This window comes from Marinomonas phycocola (assembly GCF_047525455.1).
Classification (GTDB): domain Bacteria; phylum Pseudomonadota; class Gammaproteobacteria; order Pseudomonadales; family Marinomonadaceae; genus Marinomonas.
The window spans coordinates 123,990-140,296 of sequence record NZ_JBLIXL010000004.1; the positions used below are offsets into that span (position 1 = coordinate 123,990).

Genomic DNA, 16,307 nt, shown 5'->3' on the forward strand with positions numbered 1-16,307 from the left:
CTAAAAAAGGGCCATTAGGCCCTTTTTTAGATTTGCATTGATGTGATTTATAAATCGATGCCATGTTCTTTTAAGAAGTCATTTATTTCAATTGTCTTGCCAGTATTCACTGACGCTTCTGCGGCACTGCCAACCACGATCGACCAAAAACCTTCTTCGACCGTTGCGCTGTTGGTTTGCTTACCTGCCATTTGATCAGCAAAAGCAACATGTTCAAACCAAGTTGCGCCATTGTGTCCAGAATCTTCAATTAATTTAGGGTAGCTAGGTTGAGAGGTTTTAGACGGTCGATACTGACCGCAAAATACTTCCATTTCCGTTCTCAAACGGGCACTTTCACCAAAATCTTCCATTTCAGCCGCTTTAACACGACCTTCATCGCCACAAATAACAATCTCTTCGTGAAACATCGGCGCAAACATACATAGATTAAACCCTGCACGAATGCCATTTTCATATTCCACTGTAACAAATGCACTGTCTAGAATATCGGACGTTTCACCTTTAAATTCAAAATCAATGAAGTTAGTCGATTGTGAACCTGTCGCATGAACCCTTACCGGACGCGATCCAGCAAATAAATTCAGTAAATCAAAATAATGGCAGCATTTTTCAACTAATGTTCCACCAGAGTATTTAGAAAATTTATTCCATTGCTGCACTTTATCCAAAAACGGAATACGGTGCTCCATGATATTAATCATCTTCACATCGCCAACCGCGCGACGTTCTAATACTTCATGAATCGCTTCAGAATAAATAGACTTATAGCGGTACTGCAAACCAATTTGCAAGACAGAGTCGTAGTCTTGAGCCATCTTCGTAATTTCATACGCGTCTTCAAGCTTAGTCGCCATCGGTTTTTCCATAAAAATAGGCTTACCTGATTTTATAGCAACTTTTAAAATATCTAAATGCGTGTAGTTCGGAGTACAGATCATAATCCCATCAATAGTAGGGTCATTACATGCCGCTTCTAGGCTGTCGTAAACCATAAAGTCATCATCGGTGACTTTGGCAAATTCCTCTTTTGCCACCTTAACACTGCGTTCGTTTGTATCAAATACACCGTGTATTGCTGTACGCCCCACTAAAGTAGCAACACGCATGTGTTCCATACCAATCATGCCACATCCAATTAAGCTCACACGAAATTCAGCTGGCTCTTTCGCAAAAAAGTGACGCTCTTCTTCATTTAAATAATGAAAGGCAGGGCCTGAATAACTGAATAATTGGCCGTTAATTTTTTCTCTGCTCATGATGTTTCCTGATTAGACTAGTATAGGGGGTCATATTAATGCGCTAACAATAGAAAAACTCTTTCATTAAGTCTAATATATCTTTCAACATAGCTTAATACAGAAAACATATTGAAGTTGTAAACATGCGATTTAGAAAACTCTATTACTTTGTCACCGTGGCTGAAGAATTGCATTTTGGCCGCGCAGCACAAAGGCTGCACATCTCTCAACCACCTTTATCCCAGCAAATCAAAAGCTTAGAAGATGAATTAGAAGCCACTCTCTTTGAACGAACCAGTCAAAGAGTTACATTAACCGCCGCTGGAGAAGCGCTACTACCACAAGCAAAAAGTTTGTTACAAATGTGGGAGAATACTCAACAACAAGTAAAAGCCATCTCTAAAGGCGAAGACGGCAACCTCTCTGTTGGATTCATTTGGGCAACAGGAACACCGCACTTTTCAAAAGGCATTGGAGACTTTAAGAAAAAATTCTCTAAAGCCACATTAAATCTAGAGAGTATGACAACAGTGGATGCACTGCAGGCACTAACATTAGACAAAATTGATTTGGCTTTTGTCTTTCTCAACCCAAGTGTGGATGTATCTCGCTTCAAAAATTGCCATTATGAACATCAAGACAACCTTCTCGCCCTACATGAACATCATCCTCTTGCAAATAAAGACGTGGTTTCTTTAACGGATTTGAAAGGGGAGTCCTTTGTTATGTTTGCCCGCTCCTCTCATCCTTCATTATACGATCAGATAATGAATCACTTGCATGATGCCGATGTGCAGCCCAACATAGTGCAAATTGCAAAGGTGACACAGACATCACGAACGTTAGTCGCCGCTGGAGTAGGCATCGCTATTGTTCCTGAGTCCACAAAATACGATCAACGAGAGGGATTAATTTACCGCCCCATTTCAGGGAAGCTGCCAGACCTTGAAATTCATATGGTATGGAAGGCAGAAAGAGAAACGGCATTAATGACACGTTTCATGGAACACATGTTAAAGCATGTAAAAGAACTTCAATAGGCCACCATTAAAAACGCCCACTTACTCATAAAGTAAGTGGGCGTTGGCAGTCATTTTATATGCAGCAGATACACTACATAGCAAGATTACTTAGTATTTTGCAGCTGTGTATTTTTCATTTAGAGACGTTTCACACGCATCTACTGCATTTTGAGTAATGTCCATCCATTTAGCGCCATACTCATTTTTGAACCAATCACGTACTGGTAGTGCCGCTTCTTGGAACATTTTCTTCTCGTCTGCGGTTGGTGCATAGATGCTACCACCACCTTCTTTAAAGGCATTATATGCTTCGATCTGACGACGCTTAGGTAATACCGTTGTTACCATTCTTAGAGAGTCAAACCCATCAGACATAATTTGTTGTAAATCATCTGGCATTTCACTGAACGCATCGTTGTTCATCCACCACATAGAACCCATGTAAGCATGGCCGTCTAATGTCATGTATTTAATATGCTCATTAAACTTCATACCCATGATGTCAGTAATACCGTTCTTCGTACCTGCAACCAAACCTGTTGCTAGAGATGTGTATACTTCTGGCCATGGTACTGCTGTTGGGCTGCCACCCATAGAGCGTACAAGTTCCATTTGAATCGGGGAGTTAATCGTACGGATTTTTGCGCCTTTTACATCTGCTGGCGTTTTAATTTGACGATCCGTTGTTGCAAAATTACGCCAACCACCTGTATTGCCAATTGTCATTAGACGCATAGAACCTGTACGTTCTAATAATTCCTTACGGATAGAACCTGCAAGCATTTCGCTGTCTAATGCACATTCCGCAATACGGTCACTTGGGAACATATAAGGAATGTCAAGCGCTTGAATTTCTGGGAATACGCTAGAAAGGCCGCCTGTGGTCGTATTAAATACTTGAATTAAGTTCGCTTGCAACGCTTCGATACACTCAGTACCGTTACCGCATAATTGGCCACCAGAATAGATAGTCACTGCAATACGACCATTCGATTGAGCTTCAACATAATCCTTTAGAACCAACGCGCCATCGTAATCTTCATCGTTGGTGTTAGATAAATGAACAACATTAATATTGAAGTCAGCTGCCATTGCAGGTAGAGAAGCAGCCGCAATACCAGCAGCCAACAGAGTCGGTGCCAACGTCGTTAGCGTGGTTTTCAAGAGATTATTTTTTTTCATTATTATGAAGCTCCGTTATTATTTTTAAAGCTAATCTAGCTTTATTCAAACATCAGAAAGTCTGAATATAGGCGTTGAATCATCTTCTCTATTCATAGAGTCATACGGATTAGCTAAATCGTATGATGATCACATGCTATTTTATATCTTACATAAGACCTGAAACACAACCAAAGAGTCACATTTTTTTTCAGTTTTTTACACTTACACCTGGTTATCGGAAAAATGATCTTAAAAAACGAATGGATTCTCAATGCGTGTACCCCCATATCAAACCTTGTATCACATCGTATTAATAAGGCAAAGTTTGAATGGTAAAGGCCTCATTATCGTAGCGTAAATAAAATTGCAGAATTATGACTGCATTTTCGGTATTCTAAATCGCAGATCGTTTCTCTTTTTTAAAAGGCTTGGTATGACTCAAAAAAATCGACTGTCTCCACAATTTAAACCGCTTTACGAGCAGGTAAAAGAGCTCATTATTGAGCGTATTGTTGGCGGCATCTGGAAGCCTGGAGAAGTCTTGCCCAGCGAATTCCAGTTAGCCGATATGCTAGAGGTCAGTCAAGGCACCGTTCGAAAAGCATTGAATACATTAACAGAAGAAAATATTGTCTTTCGACGTCAAGGTGTAGGAACCTTTGTATCAAACCACACCTTACAAGAAATGCTTTTCCACTTTTTCCGTTTCAAGCACGACTGCGGCGAAGGCAGTGAGCTTCCAACCGCCAACCTAATCGACATACAATTACTTGACGCCACGCCTACCATTGCTAATGCATTAGAGTTAAAGAAAGACACTCGTGTTATTCAACTTCACCGAGTCCGAATCATTAATGATGAGCCCTGTATTAGAGAGCTTATTTATTTACCGTATCATTATTTCGGTGACTTGCACTTAGAAAGTACCTTGCCACACGCGCTCTACAACTTTTATCAAAACACCTTTAATATTTCCATTCGTAATGCCGTAGACTCCATTAAAGCCGTCCTAAGCAACGCTATCGACGCTGAATTACTAGAAGTCGAAGAAAACCAACCTTTACTTGAAGTAGCTCGGATTGCAACAGCTTTGGATGGTAGGCGAGTTGAGTACAGCATCAGCCGAGCACACAGCGCCAATATGCACTACGAAGTTAAAATCACTTAACAGACTGATATAGCCTTGGATTCAAGAGTTATTCAAACTTATCGTTACTCAAATGTTGCCCATAAAAAAGGGAAGTGTATCAACACTTCCCTTTTTCGTTTTAGCCAGCCAATAGCTTTATAAATCAAAAGACTATGCAAATCCAAGCATACGAGGCAAAGTCATCGTAATAGCAGGAATATAAGTAATCAGCACGATAACCAACAAATGCATTGCTAAATACGGCAGCATCTCTCGACTAATACGCTCTACTTTTTCTCCACTCACACTGGCGGCGACAAAGAGCACCAATCCCATAGGTGGCGTAGCCAAACCAACGGTTAAGTTAACACACATTACGATCGCAAAATGCAGTGGATCAATACCGAACTGAGTCACGATAGGGCCAAGAATTGGACCAAGAATTAGAATCGCAGGACCTGCATCCAAGAACATCCCAACAATAAGCAGCAAAACATTGATTAACAGTAGCAACATCAATGGATCCGATGTTAATGACACCATAAACTCAGCCACTTTTTGCGGCGCGCCAGACAAACTGATCACAGCAGAAAATGCCACAGCACTGCCCACTAAAAACAAGATTACTGCTGACGATTTCGCTGTTTCATAAAACAAATCTGGTAATGACTGAAAGGTCATTGTCTTTGTCATAAAACTGATCACCAATGCATAAGCTGCGGCAACCGCTGCGGCTTCCGTTGGTGTAAAGACACCAGAAAGAATGCCGCCTAATAAAATAACTGGAGTCATCAAAGGCCAAAAGGCTTTCTTAACCGCTCTTCCCTTTTCGCTGTAAGTTGCTCTCTCTGCAGCGACTGCGTAACCACGCTTTTTAGATAAAAACCATGTCATCACCATTAAACTGGAGCCAACTAAGATACCTGGCAATATGCCTGCGGCAAACAAACCACCTACCGACACATTCATAACAAATGCGTACAAAATCATAATACCACTAGGAGGGATGATTGGGCCGATAATGGAAGATGCGGCCGTTACCGCTGCCGCAAATCGACGGGAGTAACCGTTTTTTTCCATTGCAGGAATCAACATTTTACCCAATGCAGAACAATCCGCGACCGCTGAGCCACTCAAACCAGCAAATAACATAGAAGAAAGAATATTAATTTGTGCAAGACCACCTCTAAAGTGACCAATAAACGCTTGGCTGACTTGAACCAGTGAAAGTGTAATTCCACTTCGATTCATTACTTCCCCAGCTAACATGAAAAACGGGATGGCCATCAAAGGAAAGCTATCAATACCATTGTACAAACGTTGAGTTAACAGTAAATAAAAAGCCTCTTTACCTTCTAGAAACAAACTCAATCCAGGTGCGAACAATAACGCAAACGCAACTGGCATACCTAAAAACATAACGGATAAAAGAATCCAAAAAAATGAAATACCCATGGTGGTGATCCTTATTATTTATTCGCTGATGATTCCACTAAAGACTCGGATGCATTTTCTGGAGAAAATAAGTCAACTAAATTAACGAGAAACAGTTCAAGATAAATCAGCATCATCGCACCAAACCCAATAGGCATGGCGGTGTAAGACCACGCTTTTGTTACCGGTAATGCGGTTGCTAAGATACGGTTACCTTTGATAGCAAAGTCATAACTCTTATCAAACGCAATGAAAAGCACGATTCCGATTAACCCATATATGATCAACTGTAACAACGTATTTAAGCGTCTTGGTAAACTGCCTAAAATAATTTCTAAAGCCGCATGTTGGCTCATTCGAGAAACCACAGGCAAAGTTAAAAATGTCATCCACACCATTAAGTATCGGGCCAACTCTTCCGACCATGGAAAAGAGTTATTGAGCACATAACGAAAAAACACCTGTAATAAAATCACAAATGTCATTATGGCAACCGCAGACAAAGCTAAATATTTAAACAGCCAAATAATGGCTTTATTAAATGCACTTAACCCTGATATTATTTTTATCATCCAAGGCATTCACAAATCCTCATTTATTCATATATCAATGATGACGAACGGTAATCAGTTTACCTATCATTTTGATATAAACCCAACATTGACTTAGCGTAGGCTAAGTTTACCTTTAAAAAAACAAAACAAAACCGCTTAACACGCGTACACGAACTCATTCAAATTCCGTCTATTATGATATACATCAAAGAAAAATCCGAGTTATTAGACTCTAATCTCAATAAAGCATGCTGAGGTATCATCGCAAGTGCATACTTTTTGACGCATTCACACACCCAAATAATCATTGTTTTTTGATACAGAACAGTAAAGAAGACAGCAAGACAGATCCGACCGGATCGATAGAGTGGACTTTGACCATGAGTGACCATTAAGCCATCACGGCCCATAAGCCAATGGGGATGCCATGTGCCATTAACGTAGCCTGACATGATGCGCGTTATCCTAAAGTGTTGTTATTGTTTTTCTCACCGCACCATAGGTAACGTGTTTTTTCATTGATGTACAGCAAGGTTTTTAAATCTTATATAAGACATAAGATAAATACAAGTTGTTATACTGTCGATATGCCTATCGCCACAAAAATATGTCTTTTCAAAGAGCCACACAGACTTTTGTGATCCACTTTGTGCTTTTTTTCGTACTGAGTAAAACTATTGTAAAAAAACTCTGTCATAGATAACCTGACGTTTATTTTATTCATGTGAGTGTAATGCCAATATGAAAAAAAGTGCTTTAAATTTACTTACGAAAAGGGACATTTCCGCTCATGAAGCATTGGGGGAATATTGCCTCATTTCTGCCCCAACAGTCAGTTTACCCAATGGGCAAACCTGTGTGCCTCAACACTTTTATGGCTATAACCATACATTGGAGAGTGTTGAGTCCATTTTAAGTAAAATTCAGTTCTCAAAACATTACCCCATTTTTTGTGCCGAGGATGATCAAGGTTTATTTCTTCAAATAGGGATTATTGGTCGTGAGAACTATCAAAAGAAGCTGTTAGACCGCGCCAGTAAGATTGTTTACGGACGCAAGTGGCGTGTAGAATTAAATCTTCCTACCTCTGAAGTCATCCAAACCGCCTTTCTTGCTATTCAAAAAGCACGTGAGCATGAGATACGTGAGTTAGTCACTCTCAAGTCGGTTGAGTCTGGTAAAGTCAGTACCCCCTTCAATAGCCATCATGATCTACCGTTAATGGCTCAGTCTTACGATTTATTCGAAGCTCAGGACATTGCGCTTGAACCTTTTTCAATTGCCTATGTGCAGTCGATGTTCAATCTATTACGCTTCGATCAAACAAAAATTGAATGCCTTGATGTCACCAAAAGACGCAATGGGCAGACATTAATCGACTTTGTATTCACTTGTGCGGCGGATCATCAAACCGCGGACTTTGCAGAGCTGCATGGTGTTGAATGCACTTTGATACTCAAACAAGAGACAACCAACGAGTTATTTTACAAACTCATGGATTCATTGATTGAACTGAGTAACCAGTATGTAGAAGAGAATTTCACCTTCAACAATTTCCCTCGCTTTAGCCGCCGTAACTGTATCCAAGCGATAGGTGATTTCTCTATCAATACCCGTTTAATTAATGATAGCCAATTAGACGAACAAGGGAAGAAACTCATCAGTGAGCATAACTGCTCCGTTGATGCGACACGCGCTCCTATCATTCGTTTAGAAAAACAAAAACAACGGCTTTCACAGAATTTTTCTGATTATCCGTTACTTGAAGGTGTATTACCCGAAGGCGTTACGATTAATAACGACCTGTAACACACGCTAAATCACGCACTTTAACTAAAAAATGCATACGGGCTATTCACTCGTATGCATTTTTTCTTACATCTTTGATGATTCAGTTTACTGCGACAAGAAGAACATCCACATCAGTGCTTAGTCATTCCAGGATTTGGAATAAATTGAATCACACTCTCTTCCGTATCAGGAGCCGCGACATGAGGCTGGTTCACACGTGTTGCTACTTCTACTGGTTGCTCTTGAATCACCGTAGACTGCTCGTCTGTGTAGCCACATTCAATGCATTCACGGAACTGTTTCTCTTCGTCGTCATTACGCCAAGCACGAATCTTATCCATGCCACTACAGCGTGGACAAATTGCACCGGCAATAAAGCGCTTTATCATGGACAGACCTCTTTTTGTGTATCCAAACATTCGTTTTCAGACAAAGCCATTATAAATAATAACTCTGTCTGCGTGGCGTTTCAGCACTCGATATGGCATGCCTGTATCTACATTAAGCCGCAATGCCACTGTGGCGTAATAATGCATCAGTAGACGGGGCGCGTCCACGAAACGCAGCAAACAATTCTGCCGCAGGTCGAGAACCACCGTTCGCCAGAACGGTATCACGGAACAAGGCGCCCGTTTCTTGATTAAAAATACCCTCTTCTTCAAAGCGTGAAAACGCATCCGCTGACAATACTTCCGCCCATTTATAGCTGTAATAACCCGCAGCATAACCTCCTGCAAAAATATGTGAGAAGCTGTTTTGGAAGCGATTAAATGAAGGTGGCGTAAATACAGAGACATCCTGACGGACTTCGTTAATCAAGTCTTGTACAGAGATGCCCGCAGAGTATTCTTTATGCAAACGGAAGTCGAACAAGGAAAATTCTAACTGACGCATCAGTTGCATTCCAGCTTGAAAATTCTTCGCTGCCAGCATTTTGTCCAATAAATCCTGTGGTAACGACGCCTTCGTTTCATAATGGCCTGCAATATAGGCCAGCGCTTCTGGTTCATAGCACCAATTCTCCATAAATTGGCTTGGTAATTCCACCGCATCCCAAGCGACACCGTTAATACCTGATACCGCAGCGACCTCGACTTGAGTTAGCATATGGTGCAAACCATGGCCAAATTCATGGAATAAAGTTGTGACCTCATCGTGTGTTAATAAAGCAGGTTTATCGCCAATTGGCGGGGTAAAGTTACACACTAAATACGCAACTGGCAGTTGCAATTGACCATTCTGTAATCTACGACGAACACGGCATTCATCCATCCACGCACCGCCGCGTTTTGCTTCACGGGCATAAGGGTCTAGATAAAAGCGAGATACGTCGGAGCCATCTTTACTAATGGTAAAGAGCTGTAAATCTTTATGATATGAATCAAACTCGGTTTCTTCTCGAATATCGATACCAAATAGCGTCTGAGCAACATGAAATAACCCAGATAATGCTTTATTAATTGGAAAGTAGGGGCGCAATGATTCCTGAGAAATTGAGAATTTGTGTTCGCGTAGCTTTTCAGCATAGTAACCAATATCCCAAGCGTTTAATGTTCCCACTCCAAATTCAGCCTGTGCAAATTCTTGAATTTGTTTTAAATCTTGTTCTGCCGCTGGCTTGCCTTTCACAGCCAAATCATTCAAAAACTCAATAACTTGATCGCCATTATCAGCCATTTTGGTTGCTACAGACAGGGCCGCGTAATCGCTGAAACCAAGTAACTGTGCCATTTCATGACGTAGCGCTAGAATTTCATCAATCAAGGGAGCATTATCGTATTCTGTTCCTGTCGGTGCATTATCGGATGCACGTGTAGCAAAGGCGGTGTACAGCTCTTCTCGCAGAGCTTGATTGTCTGCATAATTTAAGACAGGCATATAAGAAGGGAAATCTAGGGTGAATAACCAACCCTCTTGTTCTTTGGCTTGCGCCATTTGCTTCGCTTGCGCCAACGCGGATTCAGGCAAACCCGATAGCTCCGACTCGTCAGTGACCAGTTTACTCCACGCTTGAGTCGAATCAAGTACATGCTCACCAAAAGCGCTGCTCAATTCAGACAAACGTTGGCTAATTTCACCGTAACGCTCTTTCGCTGTCCCTTCTAGAGCAACACCAGATAATTCAAAACCACGCACTTCTTGCACAAGCGCTTCTGTTTGAGCCTGTGTATAGCCTTCACTCTCCGCTTTGTTTAATAAGGTTTTGTAGCCTTGATATAGGCCATGGTTTTGACCAATTTCCGTGTAATACTGAGTCAGTTTTGGAAGGCAAGCATTATACGCATCTCGTAGTTCAGGGTTGTTTTTGACGGAGTTTAAGTGACTAATGGGAGACCAAAAGGCACCTAATTCATCGTTGATTTGATCTAACGGCAAAACAAAGTTTTCCCATGTCAGCGGTGCGTCTTGCGCAACACACGCCGCCATCGTTTTACGGTTTTTTTCAAGTATGACGGTTAAGTCTTCTTCAATGCTATTTACATCGATCGCAGAAAATTGTGGGAGGGACGTCGCATCCCATACTGACGTTGGCATAACATGGTATCCTTCAAAAAAATAAAATAGGGCATTGCCTGTATATAGTATTAATGGGTAAGGTTGACTCTCTTTTCAACACCCTTAACGGGTATTTATGGAGACCTACTATGACAATAAGATCGTTTCGCGGTCATACCCCTGTACTCGGAGAGCGAGTTTGGGTCGATGAATCCGCAGTTTTAATCGGCGACATCACGATTGGTGAAGACAGCTCTGTTTGGCCTTTGGTTTCCATTCGAGGCGATATGCACAAAATTCGCATCGGCAAACGCACTAGCATTCAAGATAACACCTGCTTGCACATCACCCATGCAAGTGATTACAACCCAGATGGCTACCCATTAATTATTGGCGATGATGTGACGGTCGGGCACATGGCAATGCTACATGGCTGCACCATACACAACCAAGTATTGATTGGTATGGGCACTACCATATTAGACGGAGCCATCGTTGAAAACCAAGTCGTCATTGGTGCGGGGTCACTGGTTCCACCTGGTAAACGATTAGAATCTGGATTTTTATACATGGGTTCACCTGCAAAAGCGGTTAGGCCCCTAAAACAATCCGAACTCGATTATTTCCAATATGCAGGTCTGAATTACGTCAAACTAAAAGATGAATACCTTGCCGAACAACAAGCGCTATAATGACGTTTAGCTTTTATACGATTCGCTCTAATCTCCTCTTCTTAGAAGATTAGGGCGTGCTCTTCCATTTAATGAACAGCAAGATTAAACGCGATTCAATTTTGGCAAACTGTAGATAAATAAGAACAATAAGGCCGCACACACAACAACACTTGGTCCCGCTGGCGTATCCCATTGATACGATACCCAAAGTCCACCACACACGGACACACAACCAATAATACTGGCCATGGTTGCCATCTGCACGGGGGAATTAGCAAGCCGCCTTGCCGTCGCTGCCGGGATGATCATCAATGACGTAATCAATAGCACACCCACAATTTTCATCGCTACCGCAATCACCAACGCCACCAGCAACATAAGAAGCAAACGAATCGCTTCCACTGGATAACCCTCTACTTTCGCTAACTCTTCGTTAACCGTCATTGCCAACAAAGGTTTCCAGAAAACGATTAAAAGCAGTAACACAAGCGCACCACCCGCATAAATCCAGTACAGATCTGCTGAACTAATCGCCAATAAATCTCCAAATAAATAAGCCATTAAGTCAATGCGAATGTCATCAAGAAAGCTGACCGCTACCAGCCCCAGAGACAATGAGGAATGAGCTAAAATACCGAGCAGAGTGTCCGTCGCAATAAAGTGCTTCTTTTGAAGCGTGACCAGCACCAACGCAAGCCCAACACACAATACAATCACTGCAAGGTTCAAATTAATATCAAATAACAACCCAAGAGCCACACCTAACAAGGCAGAATGCGCTAAGGTGTCACCAAAATAGGCCATCCTACGCCATACAACAAACGCTCCTAACGGCCCAGCCACAGCAGCGACACCTAACCCGCCAAGTAACGCCCTAAATAATAAATCTAACATGTTCCATGACCTTGATTACTAACGTTAAACAATGATGCTTTGATTCGGTATACTGAGTTTAGTGGCTACAGGTTTTATCATGCATATGCGTTTTTGCATTCACTACATCACCATGATCGTCATGTACATGGTCATGATGATGGGCGTAAATAGCGATCGATTCTTCTGCTCCCGGTATACCAAATAAGGCCTGATAAGCTGGGTGTCCAGTCACATGTTGTGGTGTACCCGAACAACAAACATGCTGATTAATGCACACCACTGTATCGGTTTTTGCCATCACAAGATGTAAATCATGGGATACCATTAATACGCCACATTGCAGCTCATCCCGTATGGTGGCAATCAAGCTGTAAAGCTCCACTTGCCCATTTACATCCACACCTTGAACAGGCTCATCCAATACCAGCAACGTAGGTCGGTTTAATAGTGCTCTAGCCAACAACACACGCTGTATTTCCCCTCCAGATAACACATGTACCTGCTTATTCGCCAATTTCTCTATCCCGACCTTAGCCAATACTTTCGGTATGTCTTTTTTATCAACATTACGCACCAAAGCAAGAAAATCAGAGACATCCAACGGCAAAGTTGGGTCAATATGCAGTTTTTGGGGCATATAGCCCACGCGCGTTTTTTCGTGATGCTCCACCGACCCTGAAGTAGGCAATTGCAGCCCTAATAGAGTACGAATCAAGGTACTTTTACCACTTCCATTGGGGCCTATTAAGGTAACTATTTCTCCTTTGTGAATGATCATATTGATTTGGTTTAAGAGCACTCGACCATCAAATTCAATACCAATTTTGTCAAAGGTAACTAACGGGGTCATGGCTTACTCTCTTTTGGAATAGCATCAGACGAGGGTTTCACTGATTCTGCACTGTTGATCTGGCAACCTTCGCACAGACCTATTAGTTCAATGGTTTCCGAACGTAAACTAAAGCCTTGAGCCTGCGCTTTTTCGATTAACGAGTTGTGGATATCTTGGTAATCAAATTCCATGACGTTATGACATTGGTCGCAAATAAGAAAGTAGCCTTTATGCACTTTATCTGCGTGAACACATCCTAAATACGCGTTCATGGATTCCACTTTATGAATTAGCCCTGTGGACATTAAGAAATCCAACGCACGATATACTGTCGGAGGAGCAGAGTTAAACCCTTCTTCAGCTAACTTTGCCAGCAATTGATAGGCGCCTAAAGGGCGGTGGCTCTGCCAAATCAACTCTAGGGCGCGACGCCTTACTTTGGTCAGCTTTTGATTTTTCGCTCGGCACAATTTCTCAGCCGTCGCCAATGCCGATTCAATACAAGAATCGTGGTTATGAGGTACATTCATTACAGCATCCTTCCTGAATAAGTAAAATACTCAACTAGCATGGACGAGCTGATGGTAATCAACAAAACAGACGCTAAAATCCCAAAAGACTTCATCAAACGTTCTTGCCACATAGAAGAATGATTGTGAGCATAAACAGACTGTCGAAACCACACACTGAATACAGCCAATACACTCACAGTGATCGCTGTTCCCAAAGACATAGACAATGTTGCTACCACTCCCCAATGAAAAATATCGGCCCCTAAAGAAAACAGCAACACTAATACCGCACCTGAACAAGGGCGAATGCCTATAGAACCGATCATGGCCCACCACGACACTTGGCTCACTTTATCCGGGTGATGGTCGTGATGGTCGTGATGGTCGTGATGGTCGTGATGGTCGTGATGGTCGTGATGGTCGTGATGGTCGTGATGGTCGTGATGATCACAGCAGGCAGGTTTGTTTCGCAATACTCGAAGCAGCATCCATAACCCAATCAACCCAATGAGAGCGAAACTGCCCATTTCAAAGAAGCGGCTGACTTGCATTGCTTTACCCGCTAATTCAAATACATATCCAAGTACAAGCACACAAGCAATGGCTGTCAGGCCCTGAGCGAGAGAACTTAGCGCGGTTAAACGAATACCTTGTTTAATCGTTGCATGGCTTGCCAGCATATAAGACGCAATCACTGCTTTACCATGCCCAGGGCCAACAGCATGAAATACGCCATATAGAAAGCTAACACTGACGCCGCCCCATAAAAGCTCAACGCTGTTATTTTCGCTGAGCAAGCGCATTGAGGTAACCAAACTACGATGAAAATCCAATTGTTGAGACATCATCCATTGAATAAAAGACTGATACCAAACAAAATCCGTTGAGATGAACCCAACCAATAGAAGTGAACCTAGCAAACCTGCTGTTAAGAGGGGCTTCATTAAACATTCTCATTATTAAGGATTAACAATGAGAATGTTATATTATAACAATTTCAGACTCAACATTTCTTATAAGGTTGGAGCAAAGAAACCCATTACACCACCCATAAAAATTTGGGCAGCCATTAGCTACCACCAAAAAACAATAGCACCAACGCAATAATCGCTGCTGCGATAATCGATTTATTGGCTATTTTTTTACGAACCGCTGTAGGCTCTCCCTGAATCAATGCCAGAAACATTGACAACACAAAGAAAGGCGCACAAAAAGGAAAAAGAACTTAATCCAAGTGGAAATCAAAAGACTCATTTGTTCTATCTACTATGAACTTGCGTTTGATAACGCAAGCCGAATACCAAAACCAACAAGCAATGTACCTGTTAAGCCATCCAAGGCTTGAGCAACTTTTGGTCGCGCGAGCCAAATTCTTGCCTTATATACCATAACAGCAAGAAAGGTTTGCCAAATCATCGCAAGGGTAAAATGCAATGAGGCCATAAAAAGCGACTGACTTAGCGCTGAATAACTTGGGTCAATAAACTGAGGTAAAAATGCCATGTAAAAAATAATGGGCTTAGGGTTTAACACATTGGACAGTAACCCTTGGTGAAACGATATCCATCCACTGGACGCTTTAATGTCGCCTTTCCCTTTATCTGAGAAGCTCACCTCAGCAGGGTTAAGTACACTGCGCAGGCTTTGCAAACCTAAATAAACTAAGTACCCAGCACCCATCAGCTTAAAGACCAAGAACAATTCAGCCGAGCCTAACAAAATCACCGATAAACCAACTGCCGATAACGTCGCATGACCAAACAATCCCATACAAATGCCCAGACTGGTTAAAAAACCGTCTTTCCATCCATTACGGGCGGCATTACGCATCACCAAGATCGTGTCAACACCTGGGCTCATGGTCAATAGGCTGATGGCGACCAAGAATGGCAGCCATTGAAATTGCTCTAGCATAAGTTTCTCTTTTTAAAATGCATTGTATGCAGGGAAATTAATCGCAGCTTAAATCAACCCAAGAATCAATCGCCATTTCTTCGGCTTCACGCTCTACTGGTGTACAGGTTTCTGCCAATGCCCCTTGTAAGTTAAGCAGCCCGCTATCAGGCGGCATCAACGCAAAATAAAATTGATCATCACCAAAAGACAAAGACAAAGATTGCTCATCCAAAGAAATCGTTTCAAGAAGGACCACTCCAAAAGTAACGACAATCTGATTTTGCTCTATCTTTGCATCCACCATAGAAACATTAGAAGGTTGCACAACTTGCCCATCAGCCACCACCTTTAAAAAGTAATTAAACGGTTCAAAGCTTTTCAGCTTTTCATCCAAAACCCGCTTTTCTGAGCTTTGAAGCTGGCCGTCTGAATTCGTATCCAGCTCCAATATCAAACTAAAACTGGTAAACGCATCGAATTTCCACGACGCTTCAAATACATTGACCTTGGTATTATTCAAGTCAATACGATATTGAGCTTCAATAAAGACATGTGGATGTGCCATAACGGCATTGGCGATCAAGAGTAACCAAACACTGATCAATACGCGAAAACGATACATTCGCTTCCCCCCTTAAGTGAAAATGACTTATTACGTACTTTACAACGCACTAACCCCCTATTTA

Annotated in this window: 17 protein-coding genes; 4 read left to right on the top strand and 13 right to left on the bottom strand. The window is 41.9% G+C overall.

Translation table 11 applies throughout. The features are described from left to right. Positions 1 to 47: 47 nt before the first annotated feature. Positions 48 to 1,259, bottom strand: a complete 1,212-nt coding sequence (locus ACMUMJ_RS04800; protein WP_414677653.1) for a Gfo/Idh/MocA family protein — start codon at positions 1,257 to 1,259, stop codon at positions 48 to 50. Between the two features lie 125 nt (positions 1,260 to 1,384). Here ACMUMJ_RS04800 and ACMUMJ_RS04805 point away from each other — a divergent pair, with 125 nt between their 5' ends. Then, complete coding sequence (locus ACMUMJ_RS04805) at positions 1,385 to 2,281, top strand: LysR family transcriptional regulator (protein ID WP_414677654.1); 897 nt, start codon at positions 1,385 to 1,387, stop codon at positions 2,279 to 2,281. Between the two features lie 90 nt (positions 2,282 to 2,371). On the opposite strand, the gene ACMUMJ_RS04810 is transcribed toward ACMUMJ_RS04805, so the two are convergent. Continuing rightward, positions 2,372 to 3,445, bottom strand: a complete 1,074-nt coding sequence (locus ACMUMJ_RS04810; protein ID WP_414677655.1) for a TRAP transporter substrate-binding protein — start codon at positions 3,443 to 3,445, stop codon at positions 2,372 to 2,374. Positions 3,446 to 3,860: 415 nt separating this feature from the next. On the opposite strand from ACMUMJ_RS04810, the gene ACMUMJ_RS04815 reads away from it, so the two are divergent. Next, positions 3,861 to 4,595 carry a GntR family transcriptional regulator gene (locus ACMUMJ_RS04815; RefSeq protein WP_414677656.1) on the top strand — a complete coding sequence of 245 codons (735 nt, stop codon included), beginning with the start codon at positions 3,861 to 3,863 and terminating at the stop codon, positions 4,593 to 4,595. 132 nt (positions 4,596 to 4,727) lie between these two features. Here ACMUMJ_RS04815 and ACMUMJ_RS04820 read toward each other — a convergent pair whose 3' ends face one another. From ACMUMJ_RS04820 to ACMUMJ_RS04830, 3 genes are all read right to left on the bottom strand, one after another. Further along, positions 4,728 to 6,011 (bottom strand): TRAP transporter large permease, encoded by a 1,284-nt coding sequence (locus ACMUMJ_RS04820; RefSeq protein WP_414677657.1) that lies wholly within the window; start codon positions 6,009 to 6,011, stop codon positions 4,728 to 4,730. Between the two features lie 14 nt (positions 6,012 to 6,025). Further along, on the bottom strand, positions 6,026 to 6,571 hold the full coding sequence (locus ACMUMJ_RS04825; RefSeq protein ID WP_414677658.1) for a TRAP transporter small permease: 546 nt from the start codon (positions 6,569 to 6,571) through the stop codon (positions 6,026 to 6,028). A gap of 152 nt (positions 6,572 to 6,723) precedes the next feature. After that, complete coding sequence (locus tag ACMUMJ_RS04830; protein WP_414677659.1) at positions 6,724 to 6,996, bottom strand: hypothetical protein; 273 nt, start codon at positions 6,994 to 6,996, stop codon at positions 6,724 to 6,726. A 289-nt stretch (positions 6,997 to 7,285) separates the two neighbouring features. On the opposite strand from ACMUMJ_RS04830, the gene ACMUMJ_RS04835 reads away from it, so the two are divergent. Continuing rightward, entirely contained in the window at positions 7,286 to 8,353 is a 1,068-nt protein-coding gene (locus ACMUMJ_RS04835; RefSeq protein ID WP_414677660.1) for a hypothetical protein, read from the top strand. A 113-nt stretch (positions 8,354 to 8,466) separates the two neighbouring features. Here ACMUMJ_RS04835 and ACMUMJ_RS04840 read toward each other — a convergent pair whose 3' ends face one another. Both ACMUMJ_RS04840 and prlC read right to left on the bottom strand, forming a co-directional pair. Further along, positions 8,467 to 8,724 (bottom strand): YheV family putative zinc ribbon protein, encoded by a 258-nt coding sequence (locus ACMUMJ_RS04840; protein ID WP_414677661.1) that lies wholly within the window; start codon positions 8,722 to 8,724, stop codon positions 8,467 to 8,469. Positions 8,725 to 8,836: 112 nt separating this feature from the next. Then, a complete protein-coding gene (prlC, locus tag ACMUMJ_RS04845; RefSeq protein ID WP_414677662.1) occupies positions 8,837 to 10,870 on the bottom strand; it encodes an oligopeptidase A in 2,034 nt (677 codons plus the stop codon). Positions 10,871 to 10,980: 110 nt separating this feature from the next. On the opposite strand from prlC, the gene ACMUMJ_RS04850 reads away from it, so the two are divergent. After that, the gene (locus tag ACMUMJ_RS04850) at positions 10,981 to 11,523 is read left to right on the top strand and encodes a gamma carbonic anhydrase family protein (RefSeq protein WP_414677663.1); all 543 of its coding nucleotides are present in this window, start codon (positions 10,981 to 10,983) and stop codon (positions 11,521 to 11,523) included. A gap of 84 nt (positions 11,524 to 11,607) precedes the next feature. Here the strand turns inward: ACMUMJ_RS04850 and znuB are convergent, their stop codons facing one another. The 6 genes from znuB to ACMUMJ_RS04880 all read right to left on the bottom strand — a co-directional run bounded on the left by znuB (position 11,608) and on the right by ACMUMJ_RS04880 (position 16,243). Beyond that, positions 11,608 to 12,399 carry a zinc ABC transporter permease subunit ZnuB gene (gene znuB / locus ACMUMJ_RS04855; RefSeq protein ID WP_414677664.1) on the bottom strand — a complete coding sequence of 264 codons (792 nt, stop codon included), beginning with the start codon at positions 12,397 to 12,399 and terminating at the stop codon, positions 11,608 to 11,610. A gap of 58 nt (positions 12,400 to 12,457) precedes the next feature. After that, positions 12,458 to 13,231, bottom strand: coding sequence for a zinc ABC transporter ATP-binding protein ZnuC (znuC, locus tag ACMUMJ_RS04860; RefSeq protein WP_414677665.1), 774 nt, complete (start codon positions 13,229 to 13,231; stop codon positions 12,458 to 12,460). Continuing rightward, positions 13,228 to 13,743 carry a Fur family transcriptional regulator gene (locus tag ACMUMJ_RS04865; protein WP_414677666.1) on the bottom strand — a complete coding sequence of 172 codons (516 nt, stop codon included), beginning with the start codon at positions 13,741 to 13,743 and terminating at the stop codon, positions 13,228 to 13,230. Before ACMUMJ_RS04865 ends, znuC begins: the two co-directional genes overlap by 4 nt. After that, complete coding sequence (locus ACMUMJ_RS04870; protein WP_414677667.1) at positions 13,743 to 14,669, bottom strand: nickel/cobalt transporter; 927 nt, start codon at positions 14,667 to 14,669, stop codon at positions 13,743 to 13,745. Before ACMUMJ_RS04870 ends, ACMUMJ_RS04865 begins: the two co-directional genes overlap by 1 nt. 322 nt (positions 14,670 to 14,991) lie before the next feature. Continuing rightward, positions 14,992 to 15,639 (bottom strand): LysE family translocator, encoded by a 648-nt coding sequence (locus tag ACMUMJ_RS04875; protein WP_414677668.1) that lies wholly within the window; start codon positions 15,637 to 15,639, stop codon positions 14,992 to 14,994. Positions 15,640 to 15,676: 37 nt separating this feature from the next. Then, positions 15,677 to 16,243 carry a DUF1007 family protein gene (locus ACMUMJ_RS04880; RefSeq protein ID WP_414677669.1) on the bottom strand — a complete coding sequence of 189 codons (567 nt, stop codon included), beginning with the start codon at positions 16,241 to 16,243 and terminating at the stop codon, positions 15,677 to 15,679. Positions 16,244 to 16,307 lie beyond the last annotated feature (64 nt).

Bases quoted from the DNA above. Each gene is read 5' to 3' on its own strand.
- ACMUMJ_RS04800 (WP_414677653.1), bottom strand. From the start codon at position 1,259: ATGAGCAGAGAAAAAATTAACGGCCAATTATTCAGTTATTCAGGCCCT.
- ACMUMJ_RS04805 (WP_414677654.1), top strand. From the start codon at position 1,385: ATGCGATTTAGAAAACTCTATTACTTTGTCACCGTGGCTGAAGAATTG.
- ACMUMJ_RS04810 (WP_414677655.1), bottom strand. From the start codon at position 3,445: ATGAAAAAAAATAATCTCTTGAAAACCACGCTAACGACGTTGGCACCG.
- ACMUMJ_RS04815 (WP_414677656.1), top strand. From the start codon at position 3,861: ATGACTCAAAAAAATCGACTGTCTCCACAATTTAAACCGCTTTACGAG.
- ACMUMJ_RS04820 (WP_414677657.1), bottom strand. From the start codon at position 6,011: ATGGGTATTTCATTTTTTTGGATTCTTTTATCCGTTATGTTTTTAGGT.
- ACMUMJ_RS04825 (WP_414677658.1), bottom strand. From the start codon at position 6,571: ATGCCTTGGATGATAAAAATAATATCAGGGTTAAGTGCATTTAATAAA.
- ACMUMJ_RS04830 (WP_414677659.1), bottom strand. From the start codon at position 6,996: ATGTCAGGCTACGTTAATGGCACATGGCATCCCCATTGGCTTATGGGC.
- ACMUMJ_RS04835 (WP_414677660.1), top strand. From the start codon at position 7,286: ATGAAAAAAAGTGCTTTAAATTTACTTACGAAAAGGGACATTTCCGCT.
- ACMUMJ_RS04840 (WP_414677661.1), bottom strand. From the start codon at position 8,724: ATGATAAAGCGCTTTATTGCCGGTGCAATTTGTCCACGCTGTAGTGGC.
- prlC (WP_414677662.1), bottom strand. From the start codon at position 10,870: ATGCCAACGTCAGTATGGGATGCGACGTCCCTCCCACAATTTTCTGCG.
- ACMUMJ_RS04850 (WP_414677663.1), top strand. From the start codon at position 10,981: ATGACAATAAGATCGTTTCGCGGTCATACCCCTGTACTCGGAGAGCGA.
- znuB (WP_414677664.1), bottom strand. From the start codon at position 12,399: ATGTTAGATTTATTATTTAGGGCGTTACTTGGCGGGTTAGGTGTCGCT.
- znuC (WP_414677665.1), bottom strand. From the start codon at position 13,231: ATGACCCCGTTAGTTACCTTTGACAAAATTGGTATTGAATTTGATGGT.
- ACMUMJ_RS04865 (WP_414677666.1), bottom strand. From the start codon at position 13,743: ATGAATGTACCTCATAACCACGATTCTTGTATTGAATCGGCATTGGCG.
- ACMUMJ_RS04870 (WP_414677667.1), bottom strand. From the start codon at position 14,669: ATGAAGCCCCTCTTAACAGCAGGTTTGCTAGGTTCACTTCTATTGGTT.
- ACMUMJ_RS04875 (WP_414677668.1), bottom strand. From the start codon at position 15,639: ATGCTAGAGCAATTTCAATGGCTGCCATTCTTGGTCGCCATCAGCCTA.
- ACMUMJ_RS04880 (WP_414677669.1), bottom strand. From the start codon at position 16,243: ATGTATCGTTTTCGCGTATTGATCAGTGTTTGGTTACTCTTGATCGCC.